A 14,419-nucleotide genomic window follows, 5' to 3' on the forward strand; every position below is an offset into this window, starting at 1 on the left:
CGAATTCACGAGTAAAAGTACGGAGCTCACGATTAAATGCTCCGAATTCACGAGTGAAGCACGAAATTTGAATAATGTAGGTCCCTTTAACAAATCCCATACAAGATTTACTCTTTCTTAACGTACGTTCACTTGGCAACAAGATACATTGAAGATGTTAGCTTGAAACTAAAACATTGGAGGCCAATGGAATGAGAAGAAGGGAAAGAACCGAGATTTTGATTCAAGGCTCTGAGGACATTGCAAAGGAATTTGCCAAGGAAATAGCAATGAAATATAAAGTTACCGTCATTCAAAAGCCAGAAAGTGCCCTCGTGTTGCTAAAGACAAGGGAAACGGCAAAAAAGAGCTTGTTTTATCTAGGGGAAATGCTGGTGACAGAATGCACGGTCCAAATCCAGGATTCAATCGGGATTGGTATCGTTAAGGGACATCGGGAAGAGCTGGCACAAAGTTTAGCGATCATTGATGCTGCTTATCAGGCTGATCTTGGAGAAACAAGATTATGGTCACATGCTTTAGAAAATGAGAAGAAGAATATACAGAAAAATCTTCAAGAGCTGAATCGATCAATCTTAAGAACCAAGGTGAACTTTGAAACAATGGATGTTCAATAAGGGGGGGAAAGCAATGAATTTGGATGTAGTTCATGATATACAAACTGTTTATAGAAAGCTTGTAACGGCGACTTCAAGACCTGGAACTTTAGTGGTTTTGGAGAGGGAAGCCAAGACATTGGATGTTCAAATGGAATGCTTATCTTCTACTATTCTGCTTGCACTTACTGTACTTGACCCTGAAGTGACTTTTAATGTCATTGCAAAGGAGGGGGAGGCGGTGTCAAGAATGATCAATCAGCTTACTTATTCAAAGCCTGTCGATTTGCCGGAAGCGGATTTTATTTTTATTTTACATGATGCCTCCGAGGAGCAAATGAAGGAAGCGATAAATAAAGCAAAGATAGGAAATCTGTTGAACCCCCATGAATCGGCAATGATCATTCTAGAAGTGCCGGATATAACGAAAGGGGACTCAATGATCCTTTCAGGACCGGGAATTCAAGAGGAATCATTCTTAAGCCTTCCGAATGTCTCCGTCTGGCTTGGTGCAAGGAACGAAAAAAACATAGAATTCCCGTTAGGAATCGATATGTATTTTGTGGATCAACAAGATCGTTTAATAGCTTTACCGAGAACGACTCAAATCAGAGAAAATGGGGGTGAGATTATATGGGATATGTTGCAGTAAAGGGAGGAACAAAGGCGATTGAGGAATCCATCAAACGCTTAAAGTATGAACGGGTCAAAAAAGGGACGGCTATAGAGCTGCATAAGATAGAAGCTGGGATGAGAGGGTTGATTGATCAGGTTATGTCAGAAAGCAGTTTGTATGATCAATCACTGGCTGCACTTGCTATTAAACAGGCTGAAGGCAATCCGGAAGAAGCTGTTTTCCTCTTGAGAGCTTATCGATCCACTTTGCCGCGAAAGCATGTTTCAAGAGTGATCAGTTCTGAAAATATGAAGGTGGAAAGGCGAATTTCAGCTAGTTTTAAGGATGTACCTGGCGGGCAGATTTTAGGTGCAACAACCGATTATACACATAGGTTGCTAGATTCGGAGCTGGAAAATGAATCGGATATTAGCATTCAAGGCTGGTTACGGGCTTTTCAAGAAGAAAATCGTTCAACGGAATATCAGAGCCAAATAGATGATTTAAATTCTCTGCCTAAAGTTTTGGACTACTTAAGAAGTGAAGGCTTATTAGCAAGCTGTGAAAACAATGATTTGCAGCCTGAGGATGTGACAAGGAAAAGTCTGGAGTTTCCTTCAATGCGGAGTGAACGCCTGCAAATTTTAACTAGAGGCCAAACCGGTGCAGTGACATCGCTTGCTTATGCAGTCATTCGAGGATATGGTGCACTGCACCCGACAGTCGGGGAGCTGCGCGTAGGCCAGCTGCCAGTTCATCTCGATCACCCGTTGCTGGACGACGGGCAAGAGGAAGATAGCTATTATATTGGGGATTTCACAGCAACTGAGACAGAGATGCTCATTCCGCTTACGGTAGAGAAAGAGCAAGGCAAAAAAGAAATAGAGTTTGAAGTTGGCTATGGCATGTGCATGGGACAAAATGAAACGAAAGCAATCGCAATGGGCATCTTGGATAATTGCCTGGAAAAACCCAACAAGGAGTTTCCAAGTCACAACGAGGAATTCGTTCTTTATCATATAGATTCAGTGGAATCAACGGGCTTCATCTCCCATTTGAAGATGCCTCATTATGTTACGTTCCAGTCCAAGCTTGATAGCATTCGGAAGTCGAAAGATAAGACCACAGAGCAGGAGGTTGGATTGCATGAATAAGACCTATAATTTTGCATTCTTTGATGAAGGGTCGAAACGGGAGATTAGAAGGGCGACACTGAAGGCGATTGCCATTCCGGGTTATCAAGTCCCATTCGCTTCAAGGGAAATGCCGATTGGGCGTGGTTGGGGCACAGGCGGCCTGCAGTTGACATTGTCATTGATTGGAAAGGATGACGTCCTTAAGGTAATCGACCAAGGCTCGGATGAATCCGTTAATGCCGTTAACATAAAAAAACTCGTATCTGATACTACTGGGGTAAGGACAACGGATAGCACAAAAGAAGCCTCTTTAATCCAGTCTAGACACAGGGTGCCGGAAGTGCCGCTGCAACGGGACCAGATTTTAATTCTTCAAGTTCCGTTACCGGAACCTTTAAGGAATTTTGAACCGAGCGAACATGAAACGAAAAAGCTGCATGCTGAGAGAGAGTATAGTGGAGCATGGCTTATGTTATTTGAACAAATTATGAAGTACGGAATAATGGCGACGGATGCAGACCATCCGGTGATGGTTCGTGACAGGTATGTCATGGCACCAAGTCCTATACCAAGATTCGATAATGCCAAGCTGGACGATAATGAAGCGCTCATTTTGCTAGGTGCAGGCAGGGAGAAAAAGGTATATGCAGTACCTCCATATACAAATGTATCATCTTTGGCATTTGATGATTATGAATTTCAAATCGAGTCTTTTGCAAATCATGCTTGCATTCTCTGCGGGTCCAACGATGTGTTTTTGGATGAACTTGTTGATGAGCAGTCAGGTGAAACGTATTTCCAATGCAATGATACAAGCAATTGCCTTGAAATGGTCAATCAAAAACAATCATTGGGAGTGAATTAAATGTCTGTGCTTGAGGTGCCCGTATTATCAGTTAAAAAAATGAACAAACAGTATGGTGACGGATGCTCGATATGCAAACATATGAAATCAGGAAAAGTGACGAAAAACTATTGTCACGAATGCGGGACGGTTTATGCCTGCAGAGATCTGACATTTGATTTGTATCAAGGTGAAGTTCTCGGAATAGTAGGGGAAAGCGGCAGCGGCAAATCCACTTTAATGAAAAGTTTGTATTTTGACGAAGAAGTGACAGAGGGAGAACTGTATGTGGCTGGCTTTGAGGATGGAAAAAAGAACTTATTCATGGAGTCTGCCCAGAAAAAAAGATACGTTCGGAACCACCTGATGGGAAAGGTTTATCAAAACCCGATTCTAGGGTTGAAAATGGATTTCTCCTCGATAGGCAATATTGCCGAGAAGTTAATTTCAGCTGGGAACAGACATGTTGGCAGCATGGAATCAAGAGGCGCCGAGCTCCTGGAAGCAGTCAATATTCCCATTCATCGAATGAAAGAAGAACCAAGGAATTTCTCAGGCGGAATGCAGCAACGGGTCCAGATAGCCAAAGCATTGTCCAACAATCCACCCATACTGTTATTGGATGAGGTCACCACAGGTTTGGATTTATCAGTTCAAGCAAGTGTATTGGATTTAATTAAAGGCCTCCAAAGAGATTTGAATATTAGCATTGTATTGGTTTCCCATGATTTGGGCGTAATCCGAATGCTTGCAGACCGTACGCTCGTTATGCTGGAGGGTAAAGTAATCGAACAAGGTTTAACAGATCAAATACTCGAAGATCCACAGCATCCTTATACCCAGCAATTAGTACACTCGCTGCTGTAAAAGAAACTAAAGAAAATGGGGGAAGAGACATTGTTGCTGATTAAAAATGGAAAGATAATAACGGAAGACTCGATCCTGATGGACCATGATCTCTTAATTAAGGATGATAGAATTTGCCGGATTGCACCTGTGGGAGAAATAGAAAGAAGTCCTGAGATCGAAGTGCTGGACGCAATGGGCGGATATGTTTCACCCGGTTTTATTGATCTCCATTCGGATTATATTGAACATATGACTGCGCCGCGCCCGACTTCTTTAATGAATTTTAATTTGAGCTTAAGAGAAACGGAAAAGGAACTGATTACGCACGGGATCACGACCATGTTCCACTCACTGTCGCTCTATAAATCCACTGAATACGCATATAAGCCAATTCGGGAGCCTGAGAATGTTAGGAAGCTTATTGACTTAATTGATCAAACACATAAGATGAAGCACCTAGTACGTCATCGGTTTCATGCCCGTTATGAAATCGATAATTTGGAAGATATTGATAGTCTAAGAGAATATGTTACGGAAAAGAAAGTGCATCTGGTTTCATTCATGGACCACACTCCAGGACAAGGGCAGTATCGGCATCTAGAGATTTATCGAAACACTTTAAGAGGGTATAACGATTATAGTGATGAAGCCATTGATGTCATGATCCGGACTCATCAAGTGAAGGAAAAGCTGACGATTGAAAGAATGAAGGAAATCGCACTGCTGGCAAGGGAAAACAATATTGCCGTTGCCTCACATGATGATGATTCAATAGAGAAGCTTGAATTGGTTCACAGCTTTGGAACGAGTATAAGTGAATTTCCAATCACACTTGAGATTGCCCGTAAGGCCCATGATATGGGGATGTATACTATAGCCGGTGCACCAAATGTGATTTTGGGAGGTTCTCACAGCGGGAACCTAAGTGCCACTGAAGCCATTCAGGATGGAAGCATAGACATATTATGCAGTGATTATTACCCTGCAGCCCTTCTGCATTCAATGTTTGAATTAGTCGAAAACCATGGAATGGATCTTGTCGATATGTTTAAGCTAGTTACGTTAAATCCTGCAAAGGCAGTCAAGATGGAGGACGAAATTGGATCGATTCACGAAGGGAAAAAGGCTGACATACTTATTATTGAAAAAATTTCTGGTGATTTCCCTGTGATAACAACCGTGATTGTAGATGGAAAATTGATTCAAAAAACGAATTACAGGATATAAATTCTAGAAAGCGGGTGGCAAAGTGGAGAACATATTGGAGATCAATAATTTATCCAAGTCTTTTATTTTACATAATCAACGCAAGAGTATCCATGCGGTCAGCAACATTACGATCAAAGTGAAAAAAGGCGAATTCATTGGCATTACAGGCAAGAGCGGCAGCGGCAAATCAACGATCCTAAAATCGGTTTACGGTACTTATCGGGTTCAAGTAGGAGACATCTGGTATGATTCTTCCCACTATGGTGCGATCAATCTGGCAAAAGCAACGGAAAGGGAAATGATTTACATGCGTAAGCATGAGATAGGTTATGTATCCCAATTTTTAAATGTCATGCCAAGAACTACAGCAAGGCAGCTCGTTACCGGGGCCATCCTTGAAATGGGACAAACCAGGGAAATGGCCAATATCGAAACAGAAAAAATCCTCAATCACTTTGAAATAGGAAAAGAGCTTTGGGACAGTTACCCTGCCACTTTTTCAGGAGGAGAGAAGCTAAGGTTAAATATAGCAAGAGCGATGGTGAAAAGGCCGCGGCTCCTTCTGTTGGATGAACCTACTGCAAGTTTGGATCACGATTCTAAAGTGAAGGTGAAAACCCTCCTTGAACAGCTAATGAACGAAGGAACGACAATGCTGGGCATTTTTCATGACTTGGAGTTCATGAATCGGTTAGTAACTAAGGAATATAGCATGCAGGATGGATGTTTTAATCATGCTATTCAAAAAATTTAATGATGAATTCACACAAATTTTACTGAATATTCAGCCTTGTTAACGGCAGGTTAGTATTGTACGGGTATTGTTATATGGGAAGTGACTGAAATAAGAAAAGACTGTATAAAATGGAGGGGAGATTTAACGTGAAAAAATCGATGATGTCCATATTGATGTTAGTTAGTTTGCTGGTATTTACAGGCTGCTCTTCTAGTAGTTCAACAGGTGCAAATGAGGATGATACATTAACCATAGCATGGCTGCCAAATGAATCAGGGGAAGATTTAGGGGAAGCCCGCGATGAAATCGGGAAGATCTTAGAAGATGCCACAGGAAAGAAAGTCGAACATAAGACCACTACGGATTATAACATTGCAATCGAGGCAATTGCTAATGGAAACGCAGATATGGCATTCCTGGGAGCACAAGGATATATTGAAGCAAACAACAAAAATGATAGTGTTCAACCTCTAGTTGTTCCAAGCGGTGAATCAGGTACGTTGGATGATGCAGTCTATAATAGCTGGCTGGCTGTTCAAAATGCAGATGACTATAAAACTAACGACGAATATAAGATAGACGGTATCCAAGGGAAAAAGTTCTCTTTCGTATCAAATAGCTCTACATCTGGCTTCAAAGTTCCTTCCACAGGAATCGTTGATTATTTCTCGAAGCAAGATAAGTTTAAGGAATTAAAGGCCGAGGATTTATTGGAAGGCGGGAAAGATAAATTCTTCAGTGAAGTGCTTTATGGCGGTTCACACCAAGGATCCGCTGTAAATCTTTTGACCGGGAAAGCGGACGTGGCAGCTTTTTGTGACACATGTGTCAAAAATTATGTGGAGCTGGCTGATGGGGAAGAGAATAAAGCAGGTGCCGTGTATAAGGTAAAGAAGGGTGCAGCTGAACCCTTTAACACAGTTGTAGATAAGACATTCTCACTCATTTCAGTGACACCAGTTTTGAATGCACCTTTCGTTGTTAACACGGAATTAGTCAGTGAGGAAACACGTGAAAAAATCCTTGAAACGTTGATTTCTGATGAAATGGCAAATAACGAGAAAGTTTTTGTACCAGAAGACTCTAAGTTATCAGGGCTATTCAAAAGGGTGAGCGGAAAAGAAAGATTGGTAGAAGTTGAGGATGACTGGTTCAATCCAATTCGGGAATTATCTAAATAAAGGCAATACAATGTGGGAGGATCATACATGAAAACATTATTGGAAGTGAAAAATGTCTCAAAACATTTTGGAAATGGTACAAAGGCGTTATCCAATATTGACTTCACTGTGAAAGAAGGAGAGTTCGTTTCGATCATAGGGCCATCCGGTGCAGGGAAATCAACTCTTCTTCGATGCATCAATAGAATGATCGATGCTTCTAGCGGAGAAATCATTTTTGATAATGATCATGTATACAAGGTGAATAAAAGGGAGTTAAAGAAAGTACGCAGGAAAATAGGGATGGTTTTTCAACATTACAATCTTGTAAATAGATTAAGTGTGATTGAAAATACCCTCCATGGACGTTTAGGCTATAAATCTACACTGGCTGGAATCCTTGGCCTTTATAGTGAAGAGGAGAAACTTAAGGCTGCTAAAGTTCTCCAAATTCTCGGTCTGGAAGATCTAATCTATAAAAGGTCCGATCAGTTGAGCGGAGGCCAAAAACAACGGGTTGGTATAGCGCGGGCGCTTATCCAAAATCCTAAATTGCTATTGTGCGATGAACCGATTGCCTCTCTTGACCCGAATTCTTCCAAGGTGATCATGGATCATTTAAGGAATATCTGCTCTTTCATGGGAATCACAGTTGTTGTCAACCTGCATCAAGTCGATGTGGCCCTGAAATATTCGGATCGAATTATCGGTGTGAATGGCGGCAAAGTTGTTTTCAATGGCACAACTCAAAATATAACCTCAAATGATATCCATCAGATTTATGGATCGGATGAAGGAAAGTTGATTTTTGATTTGGGAGGTTCCCATGTCGGCTGATGTTTTTGCAAAAAAGAGAAGAAATTCACTTGTATTGTTTTTGCTCATTGGGGCTGCGACGGCTGTTTCCATCATCATTACCGAATTCAGCATCGCAAAAGGGGTTACTTCCGTTCCTAAGGCCATACAATGGTCGTTATCGAATTTTTATCCAACAAAGGATTCCCTTACCAAACTCCCGGACATTTTGATAAAGCTGAAAGAAACAATTTTAATATCCGTTGCTGCAACCACATTAGCGGGAATATTGGCCTTTGTATTTGCGATATTGGGTTCCAATACGACAAGGGTGAATGCCTTTTTCGGAGGTTTTAGCCGTGGGATAGCAGTTTTATTTAGGAATATTGATGTCTCAATATGGGCGTTGGTTCTGTTATTTTCATTTGGACAAAGTTCCTTGACCGGTTATTTTGCCTTGTTTTTCGGATCTTTCGGTTTTTTAACAAGGGCTTTTATTGAAACGATCGATGAAGTGAGCTGCAGTTCCGTAGAGGCTTTGCAGACAACCGGCGCAAGTTATCTAACCGTCATTTCGCAGTCTGTTATACCTTCAACCATTCCGCAAATGATCAGCTGGGTACTTTTTATGATTGAAACGAATATCAGGAATGCAACATTGGTCGGACTGCTTACAGGATCGGGTATTGGTTTTACGTTTAATCTTTATTATAAAAACTTGAGTTATGACATTGCCAGTCTTGTCGTCATTACGATCATCATTTCGATATTATCTATTGAATTGATCTCAAATTATGTGAGGAGGGTGATTTTATAATGCAGGCAGAGGGTCCAATCAAACCATTTCCTTCTCCTACTGGCCAGGATTTAGATAAAATGCTACTTGAACGACTATCCAAAAAGCCCTTCTCGAAATCTTCAATCGCCATTAGGTTGTGTGTGCTCCTACTAGCAGGTTTGACCATATACGCTTTTGCCAGTTTTGATTATAAGGATGTCAAACTGTGGGACGCGTTATCATTGACCGTCGACAATTTGAAGACCATGTTTTTGGAGCCGCATCTTAAGCACTTTACCTTTACTCAAGCGCTTTATCAGGTGTCGATTACATTAGGTTTAGCCTTCTTGACGACAATATTTGGTGCAATCATTGCCATGATGTTGGGACTTTTAGCGGCTGGAAATATCTCGTCCAAGCCATTATCGGTGATCATAAAGGGATCGGTTGCCCTGATTAGAGCCGTTCCTACCGTGTTATGGGTCCTCATCTTTGCAGTCGCAGCAGGGTTGGGCAGTGTAGCGGCAGTTATAGGGATGACGTTTCACTCCATAAGTTACCTTGTAAAGGCCTACTCGGAATCCTTCGAGGAAATTGATAAAGGTGCTATAGAAGCCCTGCAAGCAAGCGGTGCGAATTGGTGGCAGATCGTGTTTCAAGTCATCATTCCATCTTCGATCACTTATATCATTTCCTGGACCTTCATGCGCTTTGAAATCAATTTTGCAGTGGCGGTCGCAATGGGCGCAGCGGCAGGCGCAGGAGGAATCGGCTTCGATATGTTCATGGCAAGTGGATTTTACTTTGACTTGAGTGAAATTGGAGCAATCACTTATTTTATCCTGATAATTGCAATCTGTCTTGAAATCTTCGCAACACAAATCAAAAGGAAACTAAAAGTATCATCTTGATACCGGAATGGTTAAATATGGGTTATGCCCATCAAACAATTTGGTGCAGCCCCTGACAGTCATGTTCGTTTCATAGTAAGCATGAAAGAAGACCACAAAATGAAGTGGTCTCTTTATTTATTGGAAATCGACTTAAAGGCTATACCCGGCTGATTACTAATGGAGTCATTGAATGGCTTATATAAGGGAGGACTTTATTTCTTGTATCTGTTTGATATGCCTTTGTTCATGTAAGGATAATAATTCTATCCATTGATCCAATGAGAGGTCCCCGAACAGGGGATGCTTGGCTTTCTTTCTGTTCAACAAGATATCTGAATCCATATCATAAAGAACCTGTAATAATCGATCTCTTGATTCTGCCAGCAAATCCATAAGGCTCGATAATTGAAATGGGGTTGAAGAGGGTGAAATGACCTCAGGGGATGAGAATTTCCTTGTTCTATCAGTAACGAAGTAAATGTTTTTTTGAATGATATTATTAAAATCCCTTTCCCGAATGCCTTTTGCTATAACTTCTGTAAAAACCTGTTCCGTAAGATATAAATGATGGCAAATTTGGGCGATGTTCCATACTTCAGGCACAGGCCTATGGTGGAGCATTTTTTCATCCAACTCCGTAATTTCCTCTATTAACTGTTTTCTTGATTCAAATAGCAAATCATACTCGATAAAATTCATGAGAACTCCCCTTTTGTGACACCCCCATATGAAAGCATCACTGAATTTTTTGATATAAGAAAAAACAAAGGGATATCTGATTGCATAAAGAATGCATAAAAACTACGGAAAAAACACCTGATTTAAAGTGGATTCATGATGATTGAAGGAGTGTGAGACTATGCTTTTAAGCAGGTTTCTATTTAAAAAAGAGCGTTAAAAGATATTTCTTATAGTACAACGAAAAGACATTGTTTATCGGTATTTATAATGTTTTGATTTGAGGTAGAAATACAGATCTGAAGTCAGGTCTGCATTTCTAGGAAAATCATTTTTTCAGGAGTGTTGATACCCTAATGCCTATGCACATTACTTAAGTTTATGCCTGTAATTGACGCATTACTTGGTTAACGGAAACCTTAATGGGATGGATATCTTTTGAATTCCATAATAAAAGTCCTTGATTAAGTGAAATGAAGTAAATGGCCAGTTCCAACGGGTCACCATCCACAAAAATTCCATCCTGCTGTCCTTTACTGATAATACGGGCAATCCCTCTCATGGCTGTGGCGTATTTTTGATTCAATTCTTGTTTAATCTCATCAGGGAGCGTGTCGGAATGTTGGGCTTCAATAACAAGAACACGGCGGTCCAAGGCTTCCTCTGGTGAACCGGAAAAAGTAAGTTCAGTGAACCAAACCAGTTGATCCCAAGGTGTGCCTTTTCTATTTTCCGCTTCATTCACTGTTTCAATAAACATATCCATTACGTTCATGATAATGGAAACATAAATATTCTCTTTAGATTTGAAGTAATGGTAAAACAGTCCATGACTTAAATTCACGGATGAAGTAATATCACTGATTTTTGTTGCAGCAAAGCCCTTGCGTGCGAAAATCTTCAGTGCAGCACTGCTGATTTCTTCATAGCGTTGATCTCGGATTATCTTAAATTGTTCATCATTTTTTGGAGCCATCGTTGATTCCTCACTTGCTGAATAATATTTCATCGCTGATGCATATGGGTAATTTTTAAAAAACGACCGGTAGGAAATTTTTCTGTCCATAAACACTCTACCATATAAGTTTATCAAAAAAAATAGTGATGGGGCTTTTTAACATTCACTAACATATTCGATAGAAAAGGGAGGTTATCCTCGTTTTTCAGCGAATACTTTTTTTGATTGACTTACAAGTCAACGTTTTATATTATTGGTTCATGCTAATGTGCATATTCACGATACTGATATAAAAGCAAGATATATGCATAGAGAAGCAGTTCATTGCATTTCAAAAAATACATGTATAAAAGGGGATAGAAAAATGAGTAGACTTCAAGGGAAAACCGCTATCATCACTGGGGCAGCTGGCGGTATTGGTAAAGGTATGGCCATGGCTTTCGTTAAAGAAGGAGCAAAAGTGGCGATCATCGATTTAAATGAAGAGCTTGGGAACCAAACCATAAAAGAATTACAAGAATATCAACCGGAATCCATTTTCATTCAAGCTAATCTTGCAGAGCATGACAAATTGGCTTCGATCGTTAAAGAAGTGGCTGATAAATTCGGGAAAATTGATATCCTGGTAAATAATGCACACGCTTCAAGAATGGCTTCCATTGCTGACACAACACAAAAAGAATTGGATTTATCCTTTAATACCGGATTCTATCCAACCTTCTACTTCATGCAAGCTGCATTGCCATACTTAAAAGAAACACAGGGTAAAATCATTAACTTTGCATCAGGTGCCGGGATTAATGGTGATGTCAATCAAGGTACGTATGCAGCAGCAAAAGAAGCAATCCGTGGAATTACCCGTGTTGCAGCAAATGAATTCGGTCCATTCGGCATCAATGTAAATATCATTGCCCCGATTGCCAAATCACCAGGCATGCTTCAATGGGCAGAGGAGCAGCCAGAATATTATCAAAACATGCTTGCGAAAATTCCGCTAAGAAGACTTGGTGAGCTTGAAAGTGACATCGGACGTACAGCTGTATTCTTGGCAAGTGAGGATTCTGATTATATTACTGGTCAAACAATCATGGTGGATGGCGGTTCCATTAAACTACGTTAAGCGGATGCTAGCTGGGTGTTTTTGACACCTGTGTCAGAGGATTTGGGCATCGGGATGGGAAGCTTATCCTTGTACTTCAGCATTTCATCAATCGTCACCATGATTTTCCTGCCGATTGCAGGGAAAATGATGGCGAAATATGATATTAGAACAATATTGGTAATAGGAGTTATTTTACAAGCAGGATCATTTGCTATGTTTGGTTTAATGAATTCCGTATGGGGCTGGTACTTGTTCTGTATCCCTATGTCAATTGGATCAATTTTTGTCTGCCAAATGGCTGGGCCAGTATTGATCAATAATTGGTTTAAAAAGCATAATGGCCTGGCGATGGGAATCATGGTGGCTTCAGGCGGGTTATTCGGGGCAATCCTTCAACCAATGGCAGGTAATTTAATAGATAGCCAAGGCTGGAGAAATACGTATATCATTTTAGGTGTATTGGTGATGGCAATCGTAATACCAATCGTACTTTTAACGATCAGGATGGCCCCTCAGCAAAAAGGTATGCAGCGGCTTGGGGAAGACGAATCTGAAAGTGATGAAAAGACAATTCCTAAAGCAGTTACTAATAAAGGGGTTACAGCAGCAGTAGCAAGAAAATCCTCTGCATTTTATGCATTGCTCCTATTTTTCTTCTTTATAACGGCAATAGGAAGCTTTGGTCAGCATGTTGCACCATTTGCGATGGGCTTGGGCTATGATGTTACATTTGCGGGTAATGCAATGGGAGGCTGGTCGGTTGGTGTGTTATTAGGTGCTTTAGCCTTCGGTGTTCTTTCGGATAAAATTGGAGCGAAAAACACAGCACTCTTTGCGATGATAATAGGTTTGGTTCCAATTGTAATCCTTTTAGCCATTCCGGAAAATTCAGCAATGTTTACATTGGCCATTGCTATCTATGGATTTGTAGTTGCATCTATCGGCACATTGGGACCGCTGCTTACAACTGCTTTGTTCGGCAATAAAGAATACAGTGAAATCTATGCTTCTGCTGTGGTAGGTTTAGCTGTCGCTGGTATTGTCGCTTTACCGGGATACGGTTATATCTTTGAATTCACAGGTAGCTATACATCCGTACTCTATGCGATCGCTATCATGTTAATCATCAATTTAGCTTTGATTATCCTTGCTTTCAAAGGAAAAAGGAAACTCGAGGTAGCTGGGCACTGGAATTGATTTTTTCTAAGGGCATGAGCCAATATATTTAAAAAGGGCGGGAGCATTATTTCCCGTCCTTTTTCTCTTGAATAAGGAAAGTTGCTAACGCAATGGGGTGCTTATAAACTGAAGAGAGACAAAATGAACTGGGATGGTGAATGCCAATGGGCAAAACAATAGTCGAAAAACTGAATTTACATAAATATGAACGGGTAGCAGTCTTGAATCTGCCAGCCGGGGCGGATTATTTAACAGAGCTGCCGGATTACGATACAGAGCTTAATGAAAGTGCCTATGATCTTATATTTGCCTTTGTATTAGATATGGGTTCTTTAAAAGGAATCGTGGATAAGGTAATCGAGAAGAATCATTTGAGTAAAAACGGCTATATTTATTTGGCGTACCCCAAGAAGGGGAATAAGGGTTATGCTACATATATTCATCGTGATGATCTGATGCAAGGCCTTGGTGCGGATGATGAAGGTTATGTTGGCTCGAGTGACCTGAAGTTTGCACGTATGGTTGGGTTGGATGATGTCTTTACGGTTGTCGGACTGAAAGAAGATTCGAAAAATAGAAACCGTCCATCTACCAAAGCAAGCCAATCAGTAGATGATTATATCGAAATGATTTCTGAAATTGAGAAAGATTTACATGATTCTCCAGATTTGCTTGCGTTCTATCAATCACTTACCCCAGGGTATCGCAAGGATTGGGCCCGTTACGTGTATAGTGCAAAACAAGAGGCGACCCAAGTGAAACGGCGCCAGGAAATGAAAATGATTTTAGGAGAGGGCTACAAGAGCAGGGATCTATATCGAAGAAATAAATGAGGGTGGGGAATGTCTACCATTCTCTTTTTTCTTGTTCTGATCATCCTATCAAAAGCA

At 40.7% G+C, this 14,419-nt stretch carries 16 protein-coding genes; 14 read left to right on the forward strand and 2 right to left on the reverse strand.

The genetic code is table 11. The features are described from left to right. Positions 1-191: 191 nt before the first annotated feature. The 11 genes from phnG to LQ188_RS09725 all read left to right on the forward strand — a co-directional run bounded on the left by phnG (position 192) and on the right by LQ188_RS09725 (position 9,630). Complete coding sequence (phnG, locus tag LQ188_RS09675; RefSeq protein WP_230176707.1) at positions 192-617, forward strand: phosphonate C-P lyase system protein PhnG; 426 nt, start codon at positions 192-194, stop codon at positions 615-617. A gap of 13 nt (positions 618-630) precedes the next feature. Beyond that, complete coding sequence (phnH, locus tag LQ188_RS09680) at positions 631-1,248, forward strand: phosphonate C-P lyase system protein PhnH (RefSeq protein WP_230176708.1); 618 nt, start codon at positions 631-633, stop codon at positions 1,246-1,248. Beyond that, positions 1,230-2,366: a carbon-phosphorus lyase complex subunit PhnI gene (locus tag LQ188_RS09685; protein WP_230176709.1), complete on the forward strand. Its 1,137-nt coding sequence runs from the start codon at positions 1,230-1,232 to the stop codon at positions 2,364-2,366. Before phnH ends, LQ188_RS09685 begins: the two co-directional genes overlap by 19 nt. After that, entirely contained in the window at positions 2,359-3,213 is an 855-nt protein-coding gene (locus LQ188_RS09690; protein WP_101223008.1) for an alpha-D-ribose 1-methylphosphonate 5-phosphate C-P-lyase PhnJ, read from the forward strand. Before LQ188_RS09685 ends, LQ188_RS09690 begins: the two co-directional genes overlap by 8 nt. Further along, positions 3,214-4,059: an ATP-binding cassette domain-containing protein gene (locus LQ188_RS09695; protein WP_101223007.1), complete on the forward strand. Its 846-nt coding sequence runs from the start codon at positions 3,214-3,216 to the stop codon at positions 4,057-4,059. It abuts the gene before it with no gap. A gap of 30 nt (positions 4,060-4,089) precedes the next feature. Next, entirely contained in the window at positions 4,090-5,268 is a 1,179-nt protein-coding gene (gene phnM / locus LQ188_RS09700) for a phosphonate metabolism protein PhnM (RefSeq protein WP_230176710.1), read from the forward strand. Between the two features lie 22 nt (positions 5,269-5,290). Continuing rightward, positions 5,291-6,004 (forward strand): ATP-binding cassette domain-containing protein, encoded by a 714-nt coding sequence (locus tag LQ188_RS09705; RefSeq protein WP_230176711.1) that lies wholly within the window; start codon positions 5,291-5,293, stop codon positions 6,002-6,004. 128 nt (positions 6,005-6,132) lie between these two features. Further along, on the forward strand, positions 6,133-7,167 hold the full coding sequence (gene phnD, locus LQ188_RS09710) for a phosphate/phosphite/phosphonate ABC transporter substrate-binding protein (protein ID WP_230176712.1): 1,035 nt from the start codon (positions 6,133-6,135) through the stop codon (positions 7,165-7,167). Between the two features lie 27 nt (positions 7,168-7,194). Further along, on the forward strand, positions 7,195-7,983 hold the full coding sequence (gene phnC / locus LQ188_RS09715; protein ID WP_230176713.1) for a phosphonate ABC transporter ATP-binding protein: 789 nt from the start codon (positions 7,195-7,197) through the stop codon (positions 7,981-7,983). Next, positions 7,973-8,758, forward strand: a complete 786-nt coding sequence (locus tag LQ188_RS09720) for an ABC transporter permease subunit (protein WP_230176714.1) — start codon at positions 7,973-7,975, stop codon at positions 8,756-8,758. Before phnC ends, LQ188_RS09720 begins: the two co-directional genes overlap by 11 nt. A 59-nt stretch (positions 8,759-8,817) precedes the next feature. Next, complete coding sequence (locus LQ188_RS09725) at positions 8,818-9,630, forward strand: ABC transporter permease subunit (protein ID WP_230176850.1); 813 nt, start codon at positions 8,818-8,820, stop codon at positions 9,628-9,630. A gap of 177 nt (positions 9,631-9,807) precedes the next feature. On the opposite strand, the gene LQ188_RS09730 is transcribed toward LQ188_RS09725, so the two are convergent. Then, positions 9,808-10,311, reverse strand: coding sequence for a DinB family protein (locus tag LQ188_RS09730; RefSeq protein WP_101223001.1), 504 nt, complete (start codon positions 10,309-10,311; stop codon positions 9,808-9,810). A gap of 358 nt (positions 10,312-10,669) precedes the next feature. Beyond that, positions 10,670-11,356 carry a TetR/AcrR family transcriptional regulator gene (locus LQ188_RS09735; RefSeq protein WP_230176715.1) on the reverse strand — a complete coding sequence of 229 codons (687 nt, stop codon included), beginning with the start codon at positions 11,354-11,356 and terminating at the stop codon, positions 10,670-10,672. Between the two features lie 256 nt (positions 11,357-11,612). Here LQ188_RS09735 and LQ188_RS09740 point away from each other — a divergent pair, with 256 nt between their 5' ends. From LQ188_RS09740 to LQ188_RS09750, 3 genes are all read left to right on the forward strand, one after another. After that, positions 11,613-12,368: an SDR family oxidoreductase gene (locus LQ188_RS09740; RefSeq protein ID WP_101222999.1), complete on the forward strand. Its 756-nt coding sequence runs from the start codon at positions 11,613-11,615 to the stop codon at positions 12,366-12,368. Between the two features lie 15 nt (positions 12,369-12,383). Further along, the gene (locus LQ188_RS09745) at positions 12,384-13,547 is read left to right on the forward strand and encodes an MFS transporter (protein ID WP_230176716.1); all 1,164 of its coding nucleotides are present in this window, start codon (positions 12,384-12,386) and stop codon (positions 13,545-13,547) included. Between the two features lie 146 nt (positions 13,548-13,693). Further along, positions 13,694-14,362 (forward strand): YdeI/OmpD-associated family protein, encoded by a 669-nt coding sequence (locus tag LQ188_RS09750; RefSeq protein ID WP_230176717.1) that lies wholly within the window; start codon positions 13,694-13,696, stop codon positions 14,360-14,362. Positions 14,363-14,419: the final 57 nt, after the last annotated feature.

Origin of the sequence: Peribacillus sp. Bi134 (genome assembly GCF_918698065.1) — a bacterium.
Taxonomy (GTDB): Bacteria; Bacillota; Bacilli; order Bacillales; family DSM-1321; genus Peribacillus.